We start from the raw sequence: 21,717 nt of genomic DNA, 5'->3' as shown, positions 1-21,717 counted from the left end.
GAAAAGCATTAGTTTCTTCTTAATCTTTATTTTCAAGTGGGTTCCAGCCTCGTGCGATTAGCGGAATTTTAGTATTTGCACGGGTTATCAAATGTGTTCCCTCCTTTTCTTCAGTCATATGACCAATTATGGTAAGATGCGGATTACCTTTAACTTTCTCGAAATCTTCAGTTTTTATGGTAAACAGCAATTCGTAATCTTCGCCTCCGTTGAGCGCAATCGTTGTACTGTCTATATTGAATTCTTCACAAACCGTAATTACTTGCGGATCTAACGGAATTTTATCTTCATATAAATTACAACCAACTTCTGAATTTTTACACAAATGAATTATTTCTGAAGAAAGCCCATCACTTATATCAATCATCGATGTTGGTTTTACACCCAACTCTTTTAATAATGCTGGAATGTCCTTTCTGGCTTCAGGTTTTAACTGTCTTTCCACCAAATAAGAATAGGGTTCTAAATCGGGCTGTGAGTTTGGATTTACTAAAAACACTTGCTTTTCGCGCTCCAACACTTGAAGTCCCATATACGCCGCACCTAAATCGCCGGTTACCACAAGAAGGTCATTAACCCCTGCGCCACTTCGAAGGATAGCTTCACCTTTTTTAACCGTTCCAATGGCCGTAATGCTAATTAGCAACCCTGTCGTTGAAGAGGTAGTATCTCCTCCCACAACATCTACATTGTAAAATTTGGATGCAGCGGTAATTCCTGCATATAATTCTTCTAAAGCTTCTACAGGAAAACGATTGGAAACAGCAATTGAAACCGTGATTTGTGTAGGTTCGGCATTCATCGCATATACGTCTGATAGATTGACTACAACTGCTTTATACCCTAAGTGCTTTAACGGCATATAGCTCAAATCGAAATGTACATTCTCGAGTAAAAGATCTGTTGTAATAACCAATTCCATTTTAGAATCGCAAGCTATTACTGCAGCATCGTCGCCGATGCCTTTTACTGTAGATTTTTGGTTAATAGTGAAGTTTTTGGTTAGATGGTCAATAAGTCCAAATTCACCAAGGTTCTCGATTCCACTAGTTTCGTTTTCTCTATTTTCAAACATTTTGAATACATTTACGATTTCACGCCAAAAGTACGGCATCCCCTTCAATAAATGAAAGCTATTGAGAGATATGGTTTTAGTAGTTTATCTAAAACGCAATTTGTTATTTCTTAAATTAAAATAATGAAAGCCTGAAGTCTTTACTTCGCCAAAATCCCATCATTTGCTAAAACAGGAATTGGCACTACTTTTTCATCCGAAATACTATTGGATTCAAAAATAAATTTTCGTTCAAAGAGTGTATTTTCTGCAAAAAAAGTAACTAGATATTCATTGGTAAATTCTAAAACCTCATTAGCAATAAATTCAACTTTTACAGAATTCTGAGACTGGATATCTCCCAAGTTTTGACGAATGGTTGATGTTTTACGGTCAGCGTCACTACCTCTTGAAATTACTAGAACCATTGAAATTTCTTCTTTACGATTGTTGACAACATAAACATTCCAAAATTGATCGGTTAGCTCTTCATTCCATTCCTTAACCGCTACTATATGTACGTTTTCTACTTGAGGTATATCAATATCTTTTCGCATAATTAATCTTCAATTTTCCACATAATCCACACAATCAATAAGGCTATTAGCATGACTCCTAAAGAAATCCCTCCTAGCACTATTTTTATAGCTCCTACAATAAATGTAAGCACAGCGATTATAATTGCAACTATAACCAAAAAGGCAATAACAAGATATTTTTTCATAGTAATTTGGTCTTACGTTTATTTAAAGTACACTTTTAAACTGTTCCAAAAAGCGAACATCATTTTCACTGAACATTCTAATATCTGGAATTTGATGTAAAAGCATTGCAATACGGTCGATTCCTACTCCAAAAGCGAACCCTGAATATATTTCAGGATCGATGCCGCAATTGATAAGCACATTGGGGTCTACCATTCCACAACCACCAATTTCAAGCCAGCCAGTACCTTTTGTAATTCTGTGATCTGCTTCGGTTTCCAGTCCCCAATAAACATCTACTTCGGCACTTGGCTCTGTAAACGGGAAATATGACGGGCGAAGTCGGATTTTTGATTTTCCGAACATTTCAGAAGTGAAATATTGTAATGTTTGTTTTAAATCGGCGAAACTAACGTCTTTGTCTACATACAACCCTTCCACTTGATGAAAAAAGCAATGCGACCGGGCGGAGATAGCTTCATTCCTATAAACACGGCCTGGTGAAATAGTACGGATAGGCGGTTTGTTGTCTTCCATATAACGAACCTGCACAGATGAAGTATGCGTACGCAGCAAAATATCTGGATTTGTTTGAATGAAAAATGTATCCTGCATATCGCGTGCTGGATGGTATTCAGGCAAATTCAAGGCGGTGAAGTTATGCCAATCGTCTTCCATTTCGGGTCCTTCAGAAACGTTGAAACCAATACGTAAAAAGATATCGATAATTTTATTTTTTACGAGAGAAATAGGATGTCGTGAACCCAATGGAATCATTTCGCCTGGTCGAGAAAGATCACCATAAATTCCTTTGGCTTCAGCCTTGTTTTCAATAGCTTCTTTTAGAGAATCTACTTTTTCCTGAGCCGCATTCTTAAGGGTGTTTATAACTTGACCAAATTCCTTTTTTTGTTCGTTTGGCACGTTTTTAAACTCAGCAAAAAAGCTGTTCAAAATTCCCTTTTTTCCTAAATATTTTATCCGGAAATTTTCTATTTCTTCTTTATTAGTTGAGGAAAATGCTTCAACTTCGGAGATGTGATTTTTTATAGTTTCTATCATTTCAGATATTTATTTCTTGACCACGAATTCACGAATGATCAGATGTGTTATATTTTATTACTTCTGAATAATTACTAATTTATTTCGTCGATAAAGACTTGTGATAAATTCATTGTCTCATTAATCATAAAAATAAAAAATAAGAATGCAAAAGTAAAGAATTCAAAAACCCAATTCTTTTTTCTTTTGATAATTCTACGACTTAAATTTTAAGATCAAAACGGTTCAAGCGAAGTGAATAAGGGTTAAACCAAAATCACTATGCTATCACCTCCTTCTCCACAAAATACTGCACAATCGCTTCCTTCATTAAAACACTTTGCTCTCCAGCTTTTAGTGGTGGTAGTTGCTCTAAAACAGTGTAATGTGGCCAACCTTCTTCATCGAAATAGTCGAACTCATAATACCCATAAGGTTCTAAAAGTCGACAAATTGCAATGTGCATTAGGTTTAATTTTTCGTCTTTTTTAAATTTTCTATGAAGCTGCCCTAATTCCTGTAAGCCAACCAAATATATAATTGCATCCAAATCTAAAGTATCGCCATCGGCAAATCGGTCGCTCAGCAGTTTTACCACAGCTTCCCATTGTATTTTTAATTGTTCGTCGCGTGCCATTCTTCTTTATTTTTTGCAAAGATACGTTATCCACTTCTGAATTCTATTTTATGATTTCTGAAATGAAATATCCGTTATTAATTTTATTGTATATCCGTTTATTGCCAACGAAGAAAAAATTATACGAGTATCTGCGCCCCGAGCGTTAGTGAACTGGCACAGCAAACCAGGCGAACCAAAAACCTGATAATGCGAAAGATACCCCACAGATTAGGCCGATTAACGCAGAATAAAAAAAGTATTTGCTATTTGACACTTCATATAAAAGCTGTTGTAATGTCACAATTCACAACATTATGATATTTTTCGGATAATCAATTAATTTTTAAACTCACAGCGGAACGAGAAACTAAATGTTCCAAACCCGTACAGAACCCTTCGTCTTCGGTCAAGATATAGCATGCCCTTTGAAAAACAAATATTACAGACAGATGAAAAATACTATATTTATGAAAAATTTAAAATAAATGAATACCATCGACATTATTCTTGGTTTGATACTGGTTATTGGTTTTTATCTCGGTTTTAAAAAAGGATTACTGCGGGTGCTTGCATCTTTAATCGGATTAGTTGCAGCAGTATATTGCGCTATATATTTTTCAGATTATATTGAGGTTTATATTGTACGCTGGTTTGATTGGAGTGAAGATTTAACTCGCTTAGCCTCGTTCTTAGCTACATTTTTTATTGTGATTTTTATTTTTGCACTTGCAGGAAGGGTCTTAACCAAAGTCGCAGATTTTGCGATGATGGGACTTTTCAATAAATTATTGGGCGGCGTTTTTAATGTCTTGAAAATTGTTTTTTTGCTGAGCGTTATTTTTATGTTCGTTAATTCCTCCGAAAATTACAGCATCCTAACTCCCGAGAAACGTGACGCTTCAATACTGTACAATCCCATAGCAGCATTGGCACCAGCAATTCTACCAACGATTGAAAAACATATTGATGAATTTGACATTGAGGAAAGTTTAGAATTTCCAAGGGATACAACTTCAGATACCTTGCAATAATTAATTTGAAGTTGTTTCATGCCTCGTTAACCGCAACTCATCTCCCATATAAATAAGGATGGTTTGTGAAACTGAATACCCCATTTCTGAAAGTGAGTCTGAATAACCTCCCAATTGCTCATTATGCCAAGATTGTGGACTTCCAGTTTTGTAATCAATAATAGTTGCCGAACCGTCTGGATGAATGTTTATTCGGTCTGGACGAAGCACTTCTCCGCCTGAAGTAATAATGTCGCGTTCACAATAAACCGTATCTAATCCATTAAATAGAACTTCTAACTCCGGATGATTAATGATTTTTTGAACATTCCTTTTTAGTGTATTGAAATCCTCTTCGCGAAGTATGGAACGTTCTTTCAAATGCGCTAAAATTTTGGAAGCATCTTCTTGAACTTTTATTTTGGCCATAGTTTCGTGAAGCAGATTTCCTTCTAGAATTGCACTTGCCAATTCAAATTCTTGTATTTTCGAATCTGTTGGAACTAAAAACAATTTATGGTCTTTAGGGTCGCTGGAAATATAACTCGGAGTGGTTTGAGAAACGCTTCTTTCTTCTTTCACCACTTTTTCAGTATTCTCGCCAAATTCATAAATATATTGGTCAGCGTCCCATAGTGCCTTGCTTTTTAGGAATTCCATAAAAAGATGGTTGTAATTTAGAGGAATTCCATCTTTAGGCTCGGACGGCATTTCTGCCAACACATACAGTTTTTCAGCAGCTCGTGTAAGGGTTACATAGAGCATGTTGATGTTGTCCAGCTCCAATTCGCTTCTGTGTTCATGATACAAAAACTCTCCGATTGCACCGTAATTCGCTATTTCAGATTTATAGTTTATTAAAGCTTCGGTAAAATTGAATGCTTCATTTTCTAATGGGTACCAGAGCGTGTCCCATTTCGCATCATACAATTGAATATCGGCAAAAGGAAAAATTACCACAGGAAATTCCAATCCTTTAGATTTGTGAATAGTCATCAACTGTACAGCGTCAACTCCTTCACTTGCAGGGATGGAAGCCGAATCCTTTTTCGTTTCCCAATAATCCAGAAACAAGCCTTTATCCGCCATAGGTTGCGCACCAAATTCGAATACAAAATCCATAAATCCGAAGAGGTAGGCGTCGGCGGTTTCAGACAAATTGAACTGTCGAACTCCGTATTCAAAAGCTTCATAATTGGAAAGGGAACGGAAGTGCTTTAAGTTGAAATCAATTCCATATTCACTTAAAGTTTTTTGAAATTGTCCTTCAGATTTACCAATGAATTTGTAAAAGAAATCGTGTTTCTCTTCCAAAATTGCCCAATGATCGTGCAACAAGTCTAATAATTGAACTTTCGCTTCTTCGTTATTTGGATGAAGGGCAAGCGTAAGGCTCAATATCAAAATCTGGACTTTGGCTGAACTTTTAAGCAGTAAAGTTTCCGAAGAAATCACAGGAATTCCCTGTTCCATCAAATAGGAGCCTAAGTAAATTCCATCGGCTTTCTTTCGCGTTAAAATACAGATGTCGTTTGGCGCATAGTTTTTATCGAGAACTTCCAAAATTGTTTGATGCACTCTTTTAGAATAGACTTCTAGATTTAGAGATTTGCTTTGCTTCTCGATAAATTCCAAATTTACATATCCTTCTTTTTTGTGATTTCGATGTTGTTTGTTTCCTGAAACGTAAAGGTCTTGATGATTTTCACTTGCAAAATACTGAGAAATGAAAGTGAAAAACTGATTGTTGAAATCGATTATTTCCTCACGACTTCGATAATTCGTGTCCAATGCCATCACATTTTTAGTTTGTGACGGAAATGGATTTTCCTTGTCATAAATCGCCATGAATTGTTCTGGCAAACCTCCGCGCCATCGATAAATGGATTGCTTGGCATCGCCCACTAACAGCAAACTTCCAGGGATGTTGTTTTCCTTTTGGGCAAGTGCATTGTCTATCAACGGAATTAAATTTTCCCACTGTAGCTTAGAAGTGTCTTGAAATTCATCAATGAAAAAATGGCGATATTTTTCACCAAGTCGCTCGTAAATAAAAGGAGCTGGCTGATTTTTTATTTCCGTGTTTATTAAAGAATTAAATTCAGAAATAGGAAGAATATTCTTGTCGTTTTTAATGTTTTCAATTTCTTGATTCACCAAACTAATTACGGAAAGTGGTGTAATATTGTTAAGAATGTTATCGTATAAACTGAATTCACCTACCCTTTCTTTAATTTTTAAATAATTAGAAAGAAGGTCTGGAACAATACCCTCGATTATTGAAATAATTGAAGGATCTTCTTTTGCTTTGTAAAGACTTTTTCCAGTTTCTAAATTCTCCTGAAGCTTGTTGCCATAGACATTATAGTTTCCAGACTGTAATTTTAAAAAGTGATTTGGCAACGTGCTCCTCATGAAGTTTGAATGTTCCAATCCACTTTCCTCAATAAGCTGAAGGGTTTGGTTGGCAATAGCTTCAATTTCACCTTCGATATTTTTTCGCTTTTGAAACAATGTTCGTTTAAATTCTGAAAAATCATCCAATGACTTTTCTTTCAAAAGTGAAACGTGAGCTGCATTGGTTTCATCATAAATAAGTTTGGACGCTTGCACAATATCCCGGGCAATATCATACGATTTATCATCGTCCGTTTTTTCTAATGCAAAATCTAATAAAACACTAGTAATTTTGGGATTTTCGCCAGTTTTACTTAGAAGGGAATCTACAGCTTCTTGTAATAATTGCTGCGTATCTAAGGTAACTTCAAAGTTTTGGCCTAGTTTTAAATCTCGGGCAAAAGTTCGGATTAGTCGATGGTTAAAGTGATCGATTGTCTCCACACTAAATGCGCCGTAATTATGAAGTAAATTCCGAAGTATAGCTTTAGAACGGGTCTGAATTTCATCAAAATTAAGCCCTGTTTCTTCAGCAATTGCAGCCATAATAGGCGTTGGCGAAACAATGCTATTATCTTCGGAAAAATTTATCAAAGTCTCTACCAATCGCTGTTTCATTTCTGCCACAGCTTTATTGGTAAACGTAATAGCTAGCAGGTGTTTGTAATACCCGTCGTTGCCCGAATCGAAAACCTTTTTCAAGTATTCTTTAACGAGCGTAAATGTTTTTCCGCTTCCGGCAGAGGCGTTATAGATTAAAAATGGGGCTGAAGTTTCCAAAAATAGATTTTTGACTAAATTACAAGTTTTTATCGCTCAAAAGTTGAGTTTTTGTCTTGAGAAATCAAAATCTTATAAAATCTATAACACTTTAAAAAGAAGATATTGCATAGATTTGTGAATCTGAGTATTAATCAATTAAAAAACTATAAATTATGTCATTCGAATTACCAAAATTACCTTACGCACACGATGCGTTAGAACCAAATATCGACGCTCGAACTATGGAAATTCACCATGGTAAACACCATAACGGCTATACTAATAACTTAAATAGTGCCATTGAAGGTACAGACCTAGAAGGAAAATCTATAGAAGATATCCTGAAAAATCTAGATATGAGCAACAAGGCTGTCCGTAACAATGGAGGCGGTTTTTTCAACCACAGTCTTTTTTGGAAAGTAATGTCTCCAAACGGAGGTGGAAAACCAAGTGGAGATTTAGCAAAAGCGATTGACGATTCATTTGGAAGCTTTGATGCTTTTAAAGAAAAATTCTCAACAGCCGCAAAAACTCAATTTGGTTCTGGATGGGCTTGGCTTTGCGTTCATAAAGGCGGAAAGTTAGAAGTATGCGGTACTCCAAACCAAGATAACCCATTAATGCCAGATACTGGTTGTGGTGGTTACCCAATTTTAGGACTGGATGTTTGGGAGCACGCTTATTACTTAAAGTATCAGAACTTGCGTCCAGATTACGTTTCAGCATTTTGGAATGTTGTAAACTGGGATGAAGTTTCTGCTAATTACGCAAAAAACAAATAATTAGATATTTCTAATTATTAATAAATCCGCTGAAGGTGAAAATCTTTCAGCGGTTTTTTTTGTGTTATTTTTACAAATAATGAAGTATTGAACTTAATAGAATTCAAAAACTTTCTTGAAGCTGCATTTTAATTAAACACAACCTTATTATGAATAAAATCCCATTTGCTTCAATTGAATATGAGCTTAAAAAGCGGCATCAATATCCTTATAAATGGTTCCGAAAGCAAAATGACGAATGGGATCGCTATACCAAGTTTATATATCAGACTCCTAATTGGCAAACGTTAATTCAAAAAATTTCCCGTGTTGCGGAATCCGAAAAATTGGATAAACAACAAATTTTTCAATATGCTGCAAACCGATGGTATAATTTCTGGAGTGCAAAAGCGGTAGAACAAATTTTCACTCAGCTAGAAGGAATCGAACCAGCTTTGGATGCAAGAGATGCTGAAAAGGATTTTTATTTATTCGGCATTCCCTTCGATCATAAAACCTCTGTCTTTCCCAAACGATTCAATAATAGTTTTGATTATGCCCAAACCCACAAACCTGAACTGATAGAATGGCTTTACAAAAATCAAAGTACCCAAAAACGCTATCATCTTAAAAACCGACTGTTTCTTATCGTTTATGACAGTTCTGGTGCGCATTGGAAATTAAAAGCGGAAATCGCATTAATACATCAAGCAATTCATAATTATATTGGAAGTTTTACGCGCGAACAATTACATTCTGTTACTTTTGACCATTTACAAACATCGTTGAGCGATATTATCTGGGTTTACAAATGAACTACATAGGTTCCAAGCACAAACTTTCTAGTTTTATATATGAAACGGTTACCGAAACCTGTGGCAACGACCTTTCACAAAAAACATTTTGCGACCTTTTTGCAGGAACTGGAATTGTAGGCCGCGTTTTTAGACCACACGTAAAACAAGTAATTTCAAACGATGTTGAATATTACAGCTATGTGCTGAACCGAAATTATATCGGTAATCATTTTAATTTTGAATATCAATATTTTCTTGATGAATTGAACTCTCTAAGAGGAAATAAAGGGTTCATTTTTGAAAATTATTCCGAAGGTGGGGAAGCTGGACGCAACTATTTCACTTCAGAAAATGGGCAAAAAATCGATGCAATTCGGATTCAAATTGAAACCTGGAAACAAACTTCAAAAATTTCCGAAGATCAATATTTTTTCCTACTCGCTTCCTTACTGGAAAGTGCCGATAAAGTGGCCAATACAGCTTCTGTTTATGGTGCATACTTAAAACACATCAAAAAATCGGCTGCCAAACCACTCATTATAGGAGCTGCCACATTACAAGAAGATTTATTCAGTAAAGCTTTGAATAATCAAGAAAATCAAATATTTCAGAAGGACGCAAATCAACTTATCAAGGAAATAGCAGGCGATATTTTGTATTTAGATCCGCCATACAACGCACGGCAATACGGTGCCAACTATCATTTACTGAATACTATTGCAAAATATGATACCTTTGTACCTAAAGGGAAAACTGGCTTGCGAGATTATTATAAAAGTGATTGGTGCAAAACAGGTGAGGCACTTAAAAGTTTTGAAGAATTGATTGAAAACGCACAATTTTCATACATTTTCCTGAGTTATAACAACGAAGGATTAATGAGCCAAAATGAAGTGCAAAAAGTGATGGAGCGCTTTGGAAAATACAGTTTAAAAACCAAAGAATATCAACGTTTTAAAGCAGATAAAACTGAAAATAGAAATCACAGGGCCTCAAAAACCTTTGAATATTTACACATTCTAGAAAAAAATTAAAAAACTGACTATTGTGACACTTCGACTGCGCTCAGTGTCACAAAACTTACATAACTAATTCCCTGCAAGGACTCAAAGACCATAGTAGGCATTAAAAAATAAAAAGTAAAACCTACAAGGTTGGAAAAACCTTGCAGGAGGAATAAATAATAACAATAAATCATGTTCTCAGACAAAGCCAACAAAATCTTCGCCGAAGTAATAAACAAGTACCACGAAATAAACACCGTGGATCAACCTTTCAGCAATCCGTACGACAAAGACAGTGAATTAATTGAACATTTACTCTATCGTAAGTGTTGGATAGACACTGTGCAATGGCATTACGAAGACATCATTCGCGATCCGAATATTGATCCTGTTGGTGCTTTGAAGCTTAAACGCCAAATTGATGCTTCCAATCAGGATAGGACAGATATGGTGGAATACATTGACAGTTATTTCCTTGAAAAGTTTAAGGATGTAAAAGTGAACGACGATGCCACAATCAACACCGAAAGTCCAGCTTGGGGAATTGACCGTCTTTCCATTTTAGCCTTGAAAGTGTATCATATGAACGAAGAAGCAGAGCGGACCGACGCTTCACAAGAACACCAAATGGCTTGTAAGGCAAAATTGAATATTCTGTTAGAACAACGTGTTGACTTAAGCACAGCGATTAACCAATTACTTGACGATATTGCCCACGGAAGAAAGTACATGAAAGTTTATAAGCAGATGAAAATGTACAATGACGATGAGTTAAACCCAGTGCTTCGCGGCAAGAAATAACCTGTTCCAAACCCCAAAGGTTTAACTTGTCCGCCGATGCTTTTCTAGCGTAAGAGGAAAACCTTTGGGGTTTTCGAAACGAAATGTCCAAATCCACCCACATATTAGTTATTCGCCTCTCCGCAATGGGCGATGTGGCTATGGTTGTGCCAATCCTTCGTATTTTGGCGCAAACCTATCCCGAAGTAAAAATTGCCGTGCTGTCGCGCCCATTTTTCAAACCGCTTTTCACAGGAATTCCAAATCTCGAATTCTTGGAAGCCGATGTGTATGGGAAACACAAGCGGTTAGGACTTATAAAACTTGCTAAAGAAGCCAAAGCGCTTGGAGTAGATGCTGTTGCCGACTTACACAATGTAATACGCTCTAAAATAATCTCAGAATTCCTGAAGCTAAAAGGCCTTAAAGTTGCTTCAATCGACAAAGGAAGAGCCGAGAAAAAAGCGCTAGTTACGGCTAATGGAAATAGCATTGCACAGTTAAAAACCACCCACCAACGTTATGCCGATGTTTTTGAAAAACTCGGCTTTCCCCTAGACCTGAGCAAATACCCAACACCACCTCCACTGCGTTTAATTCCAAAATTAAATGCGCTGATGGGAGTTGAACCAAAAAAGTTAATCGGAATTGCCCCATTTGCGGCCCACGACAGCAAGATGTACCCGTTAGATTTAATGAAGGAAGTGATTGCCAATTTGGACGCATCAGAAAAATATAGAATCTTTCTTTTTGGTGGTGGAAAAAAGGAAATCGCACAACTCAAAAAGCTTGAAAATCCTTTTTCAAACGTAACTACTGTCGCCGGAAAGCTAACATTTGAAGAAGAGCTCGCCCTAATTTCAAATTTAGATTTGATGCTTTCTATGGACAGTGGCAATGGGCATTTAGCAGCCATATACGGAATTCCCGTAATTACACTTTGGGGCGTAACCCACCCTTTTGCAGGATTTACGCCGTTTAACCAACCGGAAAGCCATCAATTGGTTGCAGATAGGAAGAAATATCCGTTGATTCCTACTTCAATTTATGGCAATAAATTTCCAAAAGGATATGATGAAGCTATAAAAACCATTTCGCCAGAAGCGGTGGTTTTGAAAATAAGAGCCGTTTTATCGTAAAAGCAAATTGAATGTTAAAGTCCCCAGAGGTTTTGAAAACCTTTGGGGACTTTTTTTCAATAATTGCTGTCACCTAGCACTAGCCACCGAAGTGGATCCTAAGTAAACCGAAGCTATACATCATCATAATCCACAACCACTTTTGGGGTGGTAGGATGCGCTTGGCAAGTAAGTATTAATCCATCTGCAATTTCAGATTCTGTTAAAATCTGGTTTTTTCGCATTTCGGCTTTCCCTTCTGTTAAACGTGCAATACACGTACTGCAAATTCCACCTTGACACGAATACGGTGGGTCTAAACCTTCATCTAAAGCAGCTTCAAGAATCGATTTTGTTTGAGGCATTACAAAGGTTTCTTCATCATCATCAAGAAGTACTGTTATAGTCGTATTGCCATCGTGTTTTTCAACCAAAAGTCCTTTTTCGGCAGTAGAAAAAAGCTCGTGATGAATTTGCTTAGAATTAATGCCATTATATTTTAAAGTCGAAGAAACTTCATCTACCATTTCTTCAGGGCCACAGAGATAAAACGATTCATAAGAAGTTTTGGCATATTTATTTTTAAGAAAGAAATTAACCACAGAACGGTCAATTCTTCCAAATTTGGCATTGTCCTCTAGTTTGCGACTGAACACAAATTCTACAAAAAACCGATCGGGAAACTGTTCTTTCAGTGCCATAATTTCATTATAGAACATTGTTTCCTCCTTGCTCTGGTTTCCATACACCAACAAAAAGGAACTCTGCGGCATATCTTCCAAAGTGCTTTTTACCAATGAAAGTACTGGAGTAATTCCACTTCCCGCAGCAAAAGCGATATAGTGCCTTAAGTTTGGTTCTAATAGAAATTTGCCCGTAGGCGGCATAACTTCTAGCGTATCTCCAGCTTTTAATTTCTCATTTGCATAATGTGAGAAGGCACCTTTTTCTACTTTTTTTACACCAACCCTCAATTGCCCGCTTTTTGGAGAGGAACAAATTGAATAAGCACGGCGAATTTCTTTATCGCCATCGTGATGTTTTATGGTTATGTATTGTCCCGCCTTAAAAGAAAAGGTTTCCTTAAGATTTTCAGGCACATTAAAACTAATAGAAACTGAGTTTGGAGTTTCTTTTTTTACTTCCGAAATAACAAGCGTATGAAATTCGCCCATAACTAATCAATTTTTCGCAAAAGTACATAAGGAATTTAGGTATTTAAAGAAATTGAGCGCTTATTAACAGGGTATTTTTTTCGGAGTTTCATTAAGCAGATAATAAAAAGAAATGTATTTTTACCGCTCCTTAGCCGTTCTATATACTAAAAGAGAAGCTTTTAAGTTAGCATGTCATATAAAACTGGATGTATTTGGAAAGGAGCTCCAGCCAAACTCATGATTTAGAAACTCAAGTTACGATTGGCACGAAATTAAAAGTTCGCAAACTCCTAAACATTTCAAGAGATACTGGAATAAAATAAATAAATGAAGAGCATATATAAAATCACCCTTTTTCTTTTAGCTGTTGTTTTGTTAGCAGCCTGTTCACGCAAAAAGAATAACTGGAAAAACCGTAACCTTCAAGCAGTTGCAACAGAATTCAACACTTTGTATAATGGCAATGTGGCGTTTGATAATGGTAAGCGACAATTGGCACAAGGGTATCGCGATAATTTCTGGGAAATACTTCCTGTGGAACGAATTGATATTCAGGAAATGGAAGGTAAAGCACCACGAGCTTCTAAAAGTGGCGATTTTAACCGTGCAGAGGAAAAAGCTGCAAAAGCCATCCAAAAACATTCAATGTATATCGACGGACGCGAGTACAATCCCCAAATTGACGAAGCGTATATGTTATTAGGAAAAGCGCGTTACTACGATGGGCGTTTTATTCCGGCTATGGATGCTTTCAATTTTATCTTAGATCGTTACCCTACTAGCAATAGCATTAATATAGCGAAGGTTTGGAAGGCAAAAACCAATATTCGTTTAAACAATGAGGAATTCGCTATTGAAAACCTCAAAAAAATGTTCGCGCAAGCAGAGTTAGAGGAAGAAGAAGTTGCCGATGGCGCTGCAATGATGGTTCAAGCGTACATAAATCTAGATTCATTGCCACAAGCTTTGGACTACATAAAACTTGCCGTAAAAAACACGAAAGACAAAGAACTAAAAGGACGGTATACTTTTATTCAAGGTCAACTCTACAATCGTTTAGACAAAAAAGATAGTGCAAACTTGGCATTCGACAAGGTTATAGAAATGAACCGTAAAACATCGCGTTCGTACCTTATCAATGCACACATAGAAAAGGGAAGGAATTTTGATTACGAAAAAGGAAACCGGACCGCATTTATAGAGTTGCTCCAAGACCTTGCAAAAGATAGGGAAAACCGCCCTTTTTTAGACAGAATCTACAACCAAATTGGGCAATATTATCAAAATACTGATAGCCTAACCGCAGCAGTTGAATATTACAACAAATCCATAAAAGCCTTTAAACAGGATCGTATTTTACAATCTGTAAACTATAAAACACTGGCAGAAATTAATTTTGACAATGCGCAGTATAAAAATGCAGGTGCTTATTATGATAGCACTTTGGTTTTTCTTGAAAAAAACAGCAGGGAATGGCGTCGAACAACAAAAAAACGCGAAAACCTTGATGATGTAATTAAATATGAAGATATCGCTGTTTTGAATGATAGTATCCTCAATTTAGTTGCTATGACTGATGCCCAACAACTATCATATTTCACCGAATACACTTCCAAATTACGTGAACGAGCCGTAAGAGACTCTATAGAAGCTGCAAAGGATAAGCGAAAAATAGCAAATAATGAATTTTTTGAAAAAGGAAAAGCTTCTGCAGGACCAGGTAAAGGAAGTACTTTTTATTTCTATAATCCAACAACAGTTGCATACGGAAAAGGCGAGTTTAGAAAAATTTGGGGTGACCGCATACTTGAAGATAATTGGAGATTGTCTAGCAAAAGATCTTCTTTAGAATCTATCGAAGAAGAAGTAAAAGAAGAAACCCCAATAGCAGAAAATGAACTATTTAACCCTGAAACTTATATTGCAAGAATTCCGACTGATGAAAAGGTAATTGACAGCCTGACCAAAGACAGGGATTTAGCTTATTACCAATTGGGATTAATTTACAAAGAAAAATTTAAGGAATACGAATTGGCTGCGAATAGGCTCGAAAAATTACTTACTTACAATCCTGAAGATAGATTAGTAGTCCCTGCAGCTTATAACTTATTCAAGATTTATGAAATCTTGGAGCGTCCAGCAGATGCAGAAAGGTATAAGAACAATATTTTAACGAATTATGCCGATACGCGCTATGCCGAAATACTTCGAAATCCGAATTCGCAACTACCAACCGACGAATCCAGCCCTGAGTTTAAATACAAGCAACTTTACAAGGATTTTGAAGCTTCCAAATACGCTTATGTTATAGAACAAAGCGACGAATACATTACCATTTATAATGGCAATCCAATTGTTCCAAAATTTGAATTACTCAAAGCAACTGCAATAGCACGCCAACAAGGTTTTGAAGCCTATAAAAAGGCACTGAACTTTGTTGCCCTTAATTACCCAAATAGCGATGAAGGCAAGCAGGCGCAGGATATTTATACAACTGTTTTACCTACGCTTGAAAATACAGATTTCACCAAAGGGGACGATAGCAATAGCTGGAAACTAGTTTATAAGTTCAATAGCGCAGAAAATGATGAGGCCAAAAAACTAAAAGACTTGCTCGACAAAGCCATTAAAGAACTTAATTATACAAATATGTCTACTTCTTTGGACTATTACACACCAGAAACCCAATTGGTAATAGTTCACGGATTAAATTCTAAGTTAGGAACTCAAGGTTTCGGAGAAGTTTTAAGAGAACGGAAAGGCTTTAAAATTAAGAAACCATTCTTCGAGATTTCTTCACCAAATTATAAGCTTATCCAGATTCATAAAAACTTGGATGCGTATTTAAACAAAGAAGAAACCCCCTAACATTTTTAAAGTAAAATTGGCTTAACAAGCTTTAAACCAATAACGTTATGTTTTCAGATAAAAAAGAAAAGAAAAAAGGTCTAGAACCAAGTGCAGCTCAAAATAGAATCAACGAAGGAACTAAGCTAAAAGGTGATATCTCATCTACTGGATTTTTTAGAATCGATGGATCTGTGGAAGGTAATGTTAAAACACCATCGAAAGTTGTTTTAGGTAAATTGGGGGTTATAATAGGCAAACTTAGTTGTGAAAGCGCTGACATAGAAGGCAAATTTGAAGGCAACCTTCAGGTGTCTGGCACACTCACGCTTCGGTCAACAGCTATAGTTGATGGAGATGTAATTGTAGGTAAATTAGCCGTTGAACCTGGAGCTACTTTAAATGCTTCCTGTATAATGCAAGACGGAACGCCAAAAAGTTCTAATTCACAAACTGCATCTACTTCAAAAAATCAATCTGCTAATCGCCAGCAACAAGTGCAAAACACTGCTTCCGAAAAGGTAAAGTCAGATTAATCTTACACGTTAATTATGGATAAAAATAAAAAGGATGGCGGTAATAGATGGATTGCCCTTTCTGGTATTGGTATCCAAATGGGACTTACTATTTTTCTCGGAAACTTACTTGGAAAATGGTTAGACACTACTTTCAACAAGTCTTTTCTTGAACCTACAATCACTATTTTAGCAATTTTTATATCTATATATAGTGTAATCAAAGGAGTAAATAAAATAAATAAGTAAATGCTTCAAAAAAAAATTCTACAATACTCACTATATTGTACTTTACTTTTCGTTATAAGTTTCGCCGTTCATAGTTTTATCTTAGGGACCTTCGATGTACAGCACCCTTTCACTCTTTGGAAAATATATCTATTTCAATCTATAGCAACTTTGGTAATCTGCACAACATTTGAAGTGATTTACCAAACAATACCAAGCCTAAAAGATCAATTAGGCTTTTTTTATTTGGCGGCTATGTTTGCTAAGATAGCTTTGTTTTCACTGTTTTTTAGCGACATACTTTTTTCGTCATTGGTTCTTTCAAAAACAGATAGTGTTTCATTATTAATCCCAGTCTTTCTATTTCTATTTTTAGAAGTTATGATTATCGTAAAAATCCTTAACAGAAACAACTAAAATATAAATATGCATTTGTTTAGAGGATTTTATTTATTATTTCACTACTTTTGCGCCCGAATTAGGCAGGCATTATTTTTTTCAAAAGAAGCAATGAAAATATCAAATTATTCTATTAAGTTTTTCGGGGTACTATTAACTTGTTTACTGACTATCAATGTTTTTGCTAATGAGAGCACTGTACAAGAGCAACAAGGAGACGAAAGAATAAGTACCAAAGTTGAAATTGAAGAATATATTCTTCACCACCTTAAAGATTCGCATGATTTTCATTTGGTGTCGTATACTAATGATGCTGGTGAGCGCGTACACGTTGGTTTTCCACTTCCGGTAATTCTTTACGGCAACAACGGAATTACAACTTTTATGTCGTCTGAATTTCATCACGACTCTGACGGAAAAGTAATTGTAGAAAAAAACGGCAACCGATTTGTAAACTACCACGGTAAAATTTACGAATTAGAAGCAGGAGCAACAGAGTTAGCTTTAGATGCAGAGCATCATCCTGTAAACGCCTCAAAACCTTTAGACTTATCTATTACAAAGAGTGTTTTCGGGATTTTAATTGCAGGTTTGTTAATGCTTTGGTTTTTCTCTTCATTGGCTAGACAATATAAAAAGAGAAATATTCCAAAAGGATTTGGTCGCGTTTTAGAACCATTGGTAATTTACGTAAGAGACGAAATTGCAAGACCTAACATTGGCGAGAAAAAATACAAAAAATTTACAGGATATCTTTTAACGGTATTCTTCTTTATCTGGATATTAAACCTAATGGGCTTAACTCCGTTTGGATTTAACGTAACAGGACAGATAGCAGTAACTGCTGCCTTAGCAGTTTTCACTTTAATTATTTATGTAGTAAGTGGTAATAAAGATTTTTGGGGTCATATATTCTGGATGCCAGGAGTACCCATTTTAATTCGTCCAATATTGGCTATAATAGAATTGGTAGGAACCTTGATTATTAAGCCCTTCTCACTTTTAGTTCGTTTATTTGCAAACATTTCGGCAGGACACATTATATTAATGAGCCTTATTGCAATTATGATAAACCTAAAAGCAGATTTAGGCCCTATTGGTTCAACAGCTTTATCATTTGGTTTATCACTCTTTATTTTTGTAATAGAACTTTTAGTTGCGTTTTTGCAGGCATATATCTTTACCATGCTATCGGCATTGTTTATTGGTATGGCTGTAGCAGAACACGACCACGAACATGAGCACGATGCACACGGAAACGAAGTTGCAGATGCCGAGGATATAAGAGAGAATTTTATTTAGTAGCGTATTTTTTGTTTAATTAATTTATATACATTTTTTTATGGAAACAATGATTCCAAATTTAGTAGGTGCTGGTATTATCGTAATTGGTGCTGGTTACGGTTTAGGTAAAATTGGTGGAAGCGCAATGGAAGCTATTGCTCGTCAGCCAGAAGCTGCCAACAAAATCCAAACTGCAATGATTATTATTGCTGCACTTTTAGAAGGTTTAGCATTCGGTGCACTTTTCTTAGGAAAGTAGTCCAAAAAAACCAAAATTCATCCTCCTGTAACGGTTGGTTGCAGGAGATGGATTTTTAAAGAAAAAATTAATAACAAAAATCTTTACCTTAGGGTAAAAATATTATGGAAACATTATTAAACGATTTTTCGCCCGGGCTGTTTGTAATGCAAACGGTTTTACTAATAGTGCTTATTTTACTAATGGTAAAGTTTGCTTGGAAACCCATTTTAAACTCTTTAAGTGAAAGAGAAGAAGGAATTCAAGGAGCATTAGACGCCGCTGAAAAAGCAAAGCTTGAAATGCAAAACCTTCAAGCAGATAACGAAAAGTTACTGCAAGAAGCACGATCAGAGCGTGAAACAATGCTAAAAGAAGCGCGCGACATAAAAGCAAAAATGATTTCTGAAGCTAAAGAAGAAGCTAAGGATGAAGCCGATAAAATGATTACTCAAGCACAGGCTGCCATTGAAGGCGAAAAGAAAGCTGCAATAGCCGAAATGAAAGCAACAGTAGCAACCCTATCATTAGAAATTGCAGAAAAAGTTTTAAATCACGAACTATCCGATAAGGAAAAGCAATTACAGCTTGTAGATCAAATGTTGGGGAAAGCCAAACTTAATTAAGGTAAGGCAAAATTAAATTAACAATTCATGAGCAACAGGGCAGCAATTAGATATGCGAAAGCGATTTTGCAAAGCACAAACAAAAACAACACAGGTGCTGTTTTATTTGGAGACATGCAATCCGTTTACGATACCATTCAAGGTAGTAGAGAATTGCAAACAGTTCTTCAGAGTCCCGTAATCAAGGCCGCTGAAAAAAAGCAAGCCTTGTTATCAATTTTTAGTGGACAATCTGAAACCACACATTCACTAATCAATCTTTTAGTCGAAAACAAACGAACTTCATTATTAAGTAAAGTAGCAAAAAGTTACATCGACCTTTATAATGATATGCAAGGTGTTAAAGTGGCAAACGTAACTACAGCTGTTCCGTTATCGTCAGATTTAGAAGCGAATGTAATATCAAAAATTAAAGAATTGACTGGAAGCGAAAAAGTCCATTTAAAAAGTGACATAGACCCAAATATTATTGGAGGTTTTATTCTTCGAGTTGGTGATGTTCAATACGACGCAAGTATTGCAAACCAATTCCGAAAATTAAAAAAGGAATTCAGTAAATCAATATAACGTAGATACACGACGCATCGTGTATCCACAACAACACATACACGATGCATCGTGTATCACATCAACAATAGATGCCTTGTGGCATCCCCGTTAAAAGTAACCGCGCAAGGTAGAGTGCGAAATTAAATATCAAAATGAAATTAGATTTAGTCTAACATCATAAATCTAACATCTAACATCTAAAGAAATGGCAGAAGTAAAACCAGCTGAAGTATCAGCAATTTTGAAGCAACAACTCACAGGTTTTGAAGCAACCGCTTCCCTAGACGAAGTAGGAACTGTATTGACCGTGGGTGACGGTATTGTTCGGGCATACGGACTTTCTAACGCCCAATATGGCGAATTAGTAGCTTTTGAAAGTGGCCTCGAAGGTATTGTATTGAACCTAGAAGAAGACAACGTTGGTATTGTACTTTTAGGTCCATCTCAAGATATTAGAGAAGGTTCAACAGTAAAACGTACACAACGTATTGCATCTCTTAATGTAGGTGAAGGTATTGTTGGCCGTGTGGTTAATACACTGGGTTCGCCGATTGATGGTAAAGGACCAATCACTGGCGAAACTTACGAAATGCCTTTAGAGCGTAAAGCACCTGGAGTTATTTACCGTCAGCCGGTAACTGAACCACTTCAAACTGGTATAAAATCTATCGATGCAATGATTCCTGTTGGCCGTGGTCAGCGTGAACTTGTTATTGGAGACCGCCAAACGGGTAAATCCACTGTTTGTATCGATACCATTTTGAACCAAAAAGAATTTTATGATGCAGGGGAGCCTGTATATTGTATATATGTTGCCATAGGTCAAAAAGCCTCTACAGTTGCGAACATTGCACAAGTATTGGAAGAAAAAGGCGCAATGGCATACACAACTATTGTAGCTGCTAACGCTTCAGACCCTGCGCCTATGCAGGTGTATGCACCCTTCGCAGGAGCTGCGATTGGCGAATATTTCCGCGATACTGGTCGTCCAGCATTAATTATTTATGATGACCTTTCAAAACAAGCAGTAGCATACCGTGAGGTTTCTCTTTTGCTTCGTCGTCCACCGGGACGTGAGGCATACCCTGGAGACGTTTTCTTCTTGCACTCAAGATTATTAGAACGTGCTGCTAAGGTTATTGCAGATGATGGTATTGCAAAAGAAATGAACGACCTTCCAGAATCATTGAAAGGAATCGTGAAAGGGGGTGGATCATTAACAGCACTTCCAATTATTGAAACACAAGCAGGTGACGTTTCTGCTTATATTCCAACTAACGTTATTTCGATTACCGACGGACAGATTTTCTTGGATGGAGATTTGTTTAACTCTGGTGTTCGTCCGGCTATTAACGTAGGTATTTCGGTATCTCGTGTAGGTGGTAACGCGCAGATTAAATCGATGAAAAAAGTAGCAGGTACATTAAAACTAGATCAAGCAGCCTTCCGTGAACTAGAAGCTTTCGCAAAATTTGGTTCAGACCTAGATGCCGCAACCTTAAACGTAATTGAAAAAGGAAAACGTAACGTTGAAATTCTAAAACAAGCGCAAAACGATCCGTATACAGTTGAAGACCAAATTGCAATTATTTATGCAGGTTCTAAAAACTTAATGCGTAATGTGCCTGTAAACAAGATAAAGGAATTTGAAAGAGATTATCTAGAAATGCTTAACCTAAAGCACAGAGACACTTTGGATGCTCTAAAAGCAGGTAAGCTTACTGATGACGCAATTGATGTAATGACATCTGTTGCTAAGGATCTTTCAGCGAAATATAAGAAGTAAAAATCTCCGTGACCCCTGTGTCTTCGTGGTTTTTTTGCACC

Annotated in this window: 22 protein-coding genes; 15 read left to right on the top strand and 7 right to left on the bottom strand. The window is 36.4% G+C overall.

The genetic code is table 11. The features are described 5' to 3' along the window. Positions 1-19 precede the first annotated feature (19 nt). The 5 genes from thiL to BLW28_RS13540 form a co-directional block, all read right to left on the bottom strand. Positions 20-1,075, bottom strand: a complete 1,056-nt coding sequence (thiL, locus tag BLW28_RS13555; RefSeq protein ID WP_073221139.1) for a thiamine-phosphate kinase — start codon at positions 1,073-1,075, stop codon at positions 20-22. Positions 1,076-1,215: 140 nt separating this feature from the next. Further along, positions 1,216-1,611, bottom strand: coding sequence for a hypothetical protein (locus tag BLW28_RS13550; protein ID WP_073221143.1), 396 nt, complete (start codon positions 1,609-1,611; stop codon positions 1,216-1,218). 2 nt (positions 1,612-1,613) lie between these two features. Beyond that, positions 1,614-1,778 carry a hypothetical protein gene (locus tag BLW28_RS15810; RefSeq protein ID WP_177165897.1) on the bottom strand — a complete coding sequence of 55 codons (165 nt, stop codon included), beginning with the start codon at positions 1,776-1,778 and terminating at the stop codon, positions 1,614-1,616. Between the two features lie 22 nt (positions 1,779-1,800). After that, positions 1,801-2,820, bottom strand: coding sequence for a phenylalanine--tRNA ligase subunit alpha (pheS, locus tag BLW28_RS13545; RefSeq protein ID WP_073221146.1), 1,020 nt, complete (start codon positions 2,818-2,820; stop codon positions 1,801-1,803). A 259-nt stretch (positions 2,821-3,079) separates the two neighbouring features. Further along, positions 3,080-3,436: a hypothetical protein gene (locus tag BLW28_RS13540; protein WP_073221150.1), complete on the bottom strand. Its 357-nt coding sequence runs from the start codon at positions 3,434-3,436 to the stop codon at positions 3,080-3,082. A gap of 467 nt (positions 3,437-3,903) precedes the next feature. Here BLW28_RS13540 and BLW28_RS13535 point away from each other — a divergent pair, with 467 nt between their 5' ends. Next, positions 3,904-4,449: a CvpA family protein gene (locus tag BLW28_RS13535; protein WP_073221153.1), complete on the top strand. Its 546-nt coding sequence runs from the start codon at positions 3,904-3,906 to the stop codon at positions 4,447-4,449. On the opposite strand, the gene BLW28_RS13530 is transcribed toward BLW28_RS13535, so the two are convergent. Then, complete coding sequence (locus tag BLW28_RS13530) at positions 4,450-7,605, bottom strand: UvrD-helicase domain-containing protein (protein WP_073221156.1); 3,156 nt, start codon at positions 7,603-7,605, stop codon at positions 4,450-4,452. 155 nt (positions 7,606-7,760) lie between these two features. Between BLW28_RS13530 and BLW28_RS13525 the strand changes: the two genes are divergently transcribed. The 5 genes from BLW28_RS13525 to BLW28_RS13505 all read left to right on the top strand — a co-directional run bounded on the left by BLW28_RS13525 (position 7,761) and on the right by BLW28_RS13505 (position 12,068). Next, on the top strand, positions 7,761-8,369 hold the full coding sequence (locus tag BLW28_RS13525) for a superoxide dismutase (protein WP_073221160.1): 609 nt from the start codon (positions 7,761-7,763) through the stop codon (positions 8,367-8,369). A gap of 149 nt (positions 8,370-8,518) precedes the next feature. After that, on the top strand, positions 8,519-9,163 hold the full coding sequence (locus BLW28_RS13520) for a hypothetical protein (RefSeq protein ID WP_073221165.1): 645 nt from the start codon (positions 8,519-8,521) through the stop codon (positions 9,161-9,163). Next, entirely contained in the window at positions 9,160-10,179 is a 1,020-nt protein-coding gene (locus BLW28_RS13515; RefSeq protein ID WP_073221168.1) for a DNA adenine methylase, read from the top strand. The genes BLW28_RS13520 and BLW28_RS13515 overlap by 4 nt, the downstream gene beginning before the upstream one ends. A 162-nt stretch (positions 10,180-10,341) precedes the next feature. Further along, positions 10,342-10,950, top strand: coding sequence for a DUF4254 domain-containing protein (locus BLW28_RS13510; protein WP_073221171.1), 609 nt, complete (start codon positions 10,342-10,344; stop codon positions 10,948-10,950). Positions 10,951-11,033: 83 nt separating this feature from the next. Next, complete coding sequence (locus tag BLW28_RS13505; protein WP_073221175.1) at positions 11,034-12,068, top strand: glycosyltransferase family 9 protein; 1,035 nt, start codon at positions 11,034-11,036, stop codon at positions 12,066-12,068. 113 nt (positions 12,069-12,181) lie between these two features. Here BLW28_RS13505 and BLW28_RS13500 read toward each other — a convergent pair whose 3' ends face one another. Then, complete coding sequence (locus BLW28_RS13500; RefSeq protein ID WP_073221178.1) at positions 12,182-13,222, bottom strand: ferredoxin--NADP reductase; 1,041 nt, start codon at positions 13,220-13,222, stop codon at positions 12,182-12,184. Positions 13,223-13,531: 309 nt separating this feature from the next. On the opposite strand from BLW28_RS13500, the gene porW reads away from it, so the two are divergent. The 9 genes from porW to atpA all read left to right on the top strand — a co-directional run bounded on the left by porW (position 13,532) and on the right by atpA (position 21,676). Next, a complete protein-coding gene (gene porW / locus BLW28_RS13495) occupies positions 13,532-16,072 on the top strand; it encodes a type IX secretion system periplasmic lipoprotein PorW/SprE (protein ID WP_073221181.1) in 2,541 nt (846 codons plus the stop codon). A gap of 47 nt (positions 16,073-16,119) precedes the next feature. Continuing rightward, positions 16,120-16,587 carry a bactofilin family protein gene (locus BLW28_RS13490; RefSeq protein ID WP_073221184.1) on the top strand — a complete coding sequence of 156 codons (468 nt, stop codon included), beginning with the start codon at positions 16,120-16,122 and terminating at the stop codon, positions 16,585-16,587. A 15-nt stretch (positions 16,588-16,602) separates the two neighbouring features. Next, a complete protein-coding gene (locus tag BLW28_RS13485) occupies positions 16,603-16,815 on the top strand; it encodes an AtpZ/AtpI family protein (protein ID WP_073221186.1) in 213 nt (70 codons plus the stop codon). Further along, positions 16,816-17,211 carry a DUF6168 family protein gene (locus tag BLW28_RS16170; protein ID WP_092842578.1) on the top strand — a complete coding sequence of 132 codons (396 nt, stop codon included), beginning with the start codon at positions 16,816-16,818 and terminating at the stop codon, positions 17,209-17,211. Positions 17,212-17,304: 93 nt separating this feature from the next. Continuing rightward, the gene (atpB, locus tag BLW28_RS13475) at positions 17,305-18,495 is read left to right on the top strand and encodes a F0F1 ATP synthase subunit A (RefSeq protein ID WP_073221244.1); all 1,191 of its coding nucleotides are present in this window, start codon (positions 17,305-17,307) and stop codon (positions 18,493-18,495) included. Positions 18,496-18,544: 49 nt separating this feature from the next. Next, positions 18,545-18,736 (top strand): ATP synthase F0 subunit C, encoded by a 192-nt coding sequence (atpE, locus tag BLW28_RS13470; RefSeq protein WP_073221247.1) that lies wholly within the window; start codon positions 18,545-18,547, stop codon positions 18,734-18,736. A 104-nt stretch (positions 18,737-18,840) separates the two neighbouring features. Next, positions 18,841-19,341, top strand: a complete 501-nt coding sequence (locus tag BLW28_RS13465; protein WP_073221192.1) for a F0F1 ATP synthase subunit B — start codon at positions 18,841-18,843, stop codon at positions 19,339-19,341. A 27-nt stretch (positions 19,342-19,368) separates the two neighbouring features. After that, entirely contained in the window at positions 19,369-19,908 is a 540-nt protein-coding gene (gene atpH / locus BLW28_RS13460; protein WP_073221195.1) for an ATP synthase F1 subunit delta, read from the top strand. Between the two features lie 187 nt (positions 19,909-20,095). Beyond that, positions 20,096-21,676 (top strand): F0F1 ATP synthase subunit alpha, encoded by a 1,581-nt coding sequence (atpA, locus tag BLW28_RS13455; protein WP_073221198.1) that lies wholly within the window; start codon positions 20,096-20,098, stop codon positions 21,674-21,676. Positions 21,677-21,717 lie beyond the last annotated feature (41 nt).

The sequence above is a fragment of the Aequorivita viscosa genome, from assembly GCF_900106795.1.
Taxonomy (GTDB): domain Bacteria; phylum Bacteroidota; class Bacteroidia; order Flavobacteriales; family Flavobacteriaceae; genus Aequorivita; species Aequorivita viscosa.
The sequence above is the reverse complement of the archived record's forward strand: the minus strand, read 5'-3'. Positions and strand labels throughout refer to the sequence as shown.

Bases quoted from the DNA above. Each gene is read 5' to 3' on its own strand.
- thiL (WP_073221139.1), bottom strand. From the start codon at position 1,075: ATGTTTGAAAATAGAGAAAACGAAACTAGTGGAATCGAGAACCTTGGT.
- BLW28_RS13550 (WP_073221143.1), bottom strand. From the start codon at position 1,611: ATGCGAAAAGATATTGATATACCTCAAGTAGAAAACGTACATATAGTA.
- BLW28_RS15810 (WP_177165897.1), bottom strand. From the start codon at position 1,778: ATGAAAAAATATCTTGTTATTGCCTTTTTGGTTATAGTTGCAATTATA.
- pheS (WP_073221146.1), bottom strand. From the start codon at position 2,820: ATGATAGAAACTATAAAAAATCACATCTCCGAAGTTGAAGCATTTTCC.
- BLW28_RS13540 (WP_073221150.1), bottom strand. From the start codon at position 3,436: ATGGCACGCGACGAACAATTAAAAATACAATGGGAAGCTGTGGTAAAA.
- BLW28_RS13535 (WP_073221153.1), top strand. From the start codon at position 3,904: ATGAATACCATCGACATTATTCTTGGTTTGATACTGGTTATTGGTTTT.
- BLW28_RS13525 (WP_073221160.1), top strand. From the start codon at position 7,761: ATGTCATTCGAATTACCAAAATTACCTTACGCACACGATGCGTTAGAA.
- BLW28_RS13520 (WP_073221165.1), top strand. From the start codon at position 8,519: ATGAATAAAATCCCATTTGCTTCAATTGAATATGAGCTTAAAAAGCGG.
- BLW28_RS13515 (WP_073221168.1), top strand. From the start codon at position 9,160: ATGAACTACATAGGTTCCAAGCACAAACTTTCTAGTTTTATATATGAA.
- BLW28_RS13510 (WP_073221171.1), top strand. From the start codon at position 10,342: ATGTTCTCAGACAAAGCCAACAAAATCTTCGCCGAAGTAATAAACAAG.
- BLW28_RS13505 (WP_073221175.1), top strand. From the start codon at position 11,034: ATGTCCAAATCCACCCACATATTAGTTATTCGCCTCTCCGCAATGGGC.
- BLW28_RS13500 (WP_073221178.1), bottom strand. From the start codon at position 13,222: ATGGGCGAATTTCATACGCTTGTTATTTCGGAAGTAAAAAAAGAAACT.
- porW (WP_073221181.1), top strand. From the start codon at position 13,532: ATGAAGAGCATATATAAAATCACCCTTTTTCTTTTAGCTGTTGTTTTG.
- BLW28_RS13490 (WP_073221184.1), top strand. From the start codon at position 16,120: ATGTTTTCAGATAAAAAAGAAAAGAAAAAAGGTCTAGAACCAAGTGCA.
- BLW28_RS13485 (WP_073221186.1), top strand. From the start codon at position 16,603: ATGGATAAAAATAAAAAGGATGGCGGTAATAGATGGATTGCCCTTTCT.
- BLW28_RS16170 (WP_092842578.1), top strand. From the start codon at position 16,816: ATGCTTCAAAAAAAAATTCTACAATACTCACTATATTGTACTTTACTT.
- atpB (WP_073221244.1), top strand. From the start codon at position 17,305: ATGAAAATATCAAATTATTCTATTAAGTTTTTCGGGGTACTATTAACT.
- atpE (WP_073221247.1), top strand. From the start codon at position 18,545: ATGATTCCAAATTTAGTAGGTGCTGGTATTATCGTAATTGGTGCTGGT.
- BLW28_RS13465 (WP_073221192.1), top strand. From the start codon at position 18,841: ATGGAAACATTATTAAACGATTTTTCGCCCGGGCTGTTTGTAATGCAA.
- atpH (WP_073221195.1), top strand. From the start codon at position 19,369: ATGAGCAACAGGGCAGCAATTAGATATGCGAAAGCGATTTTGCAAAGC.
- atpA (WP_073221198.1), top strand. From the start codon at position 20,096: ATGGCAGAAGTAAAACCAGCTGAAGTATCAGCAATTTTGAAGCAACAA.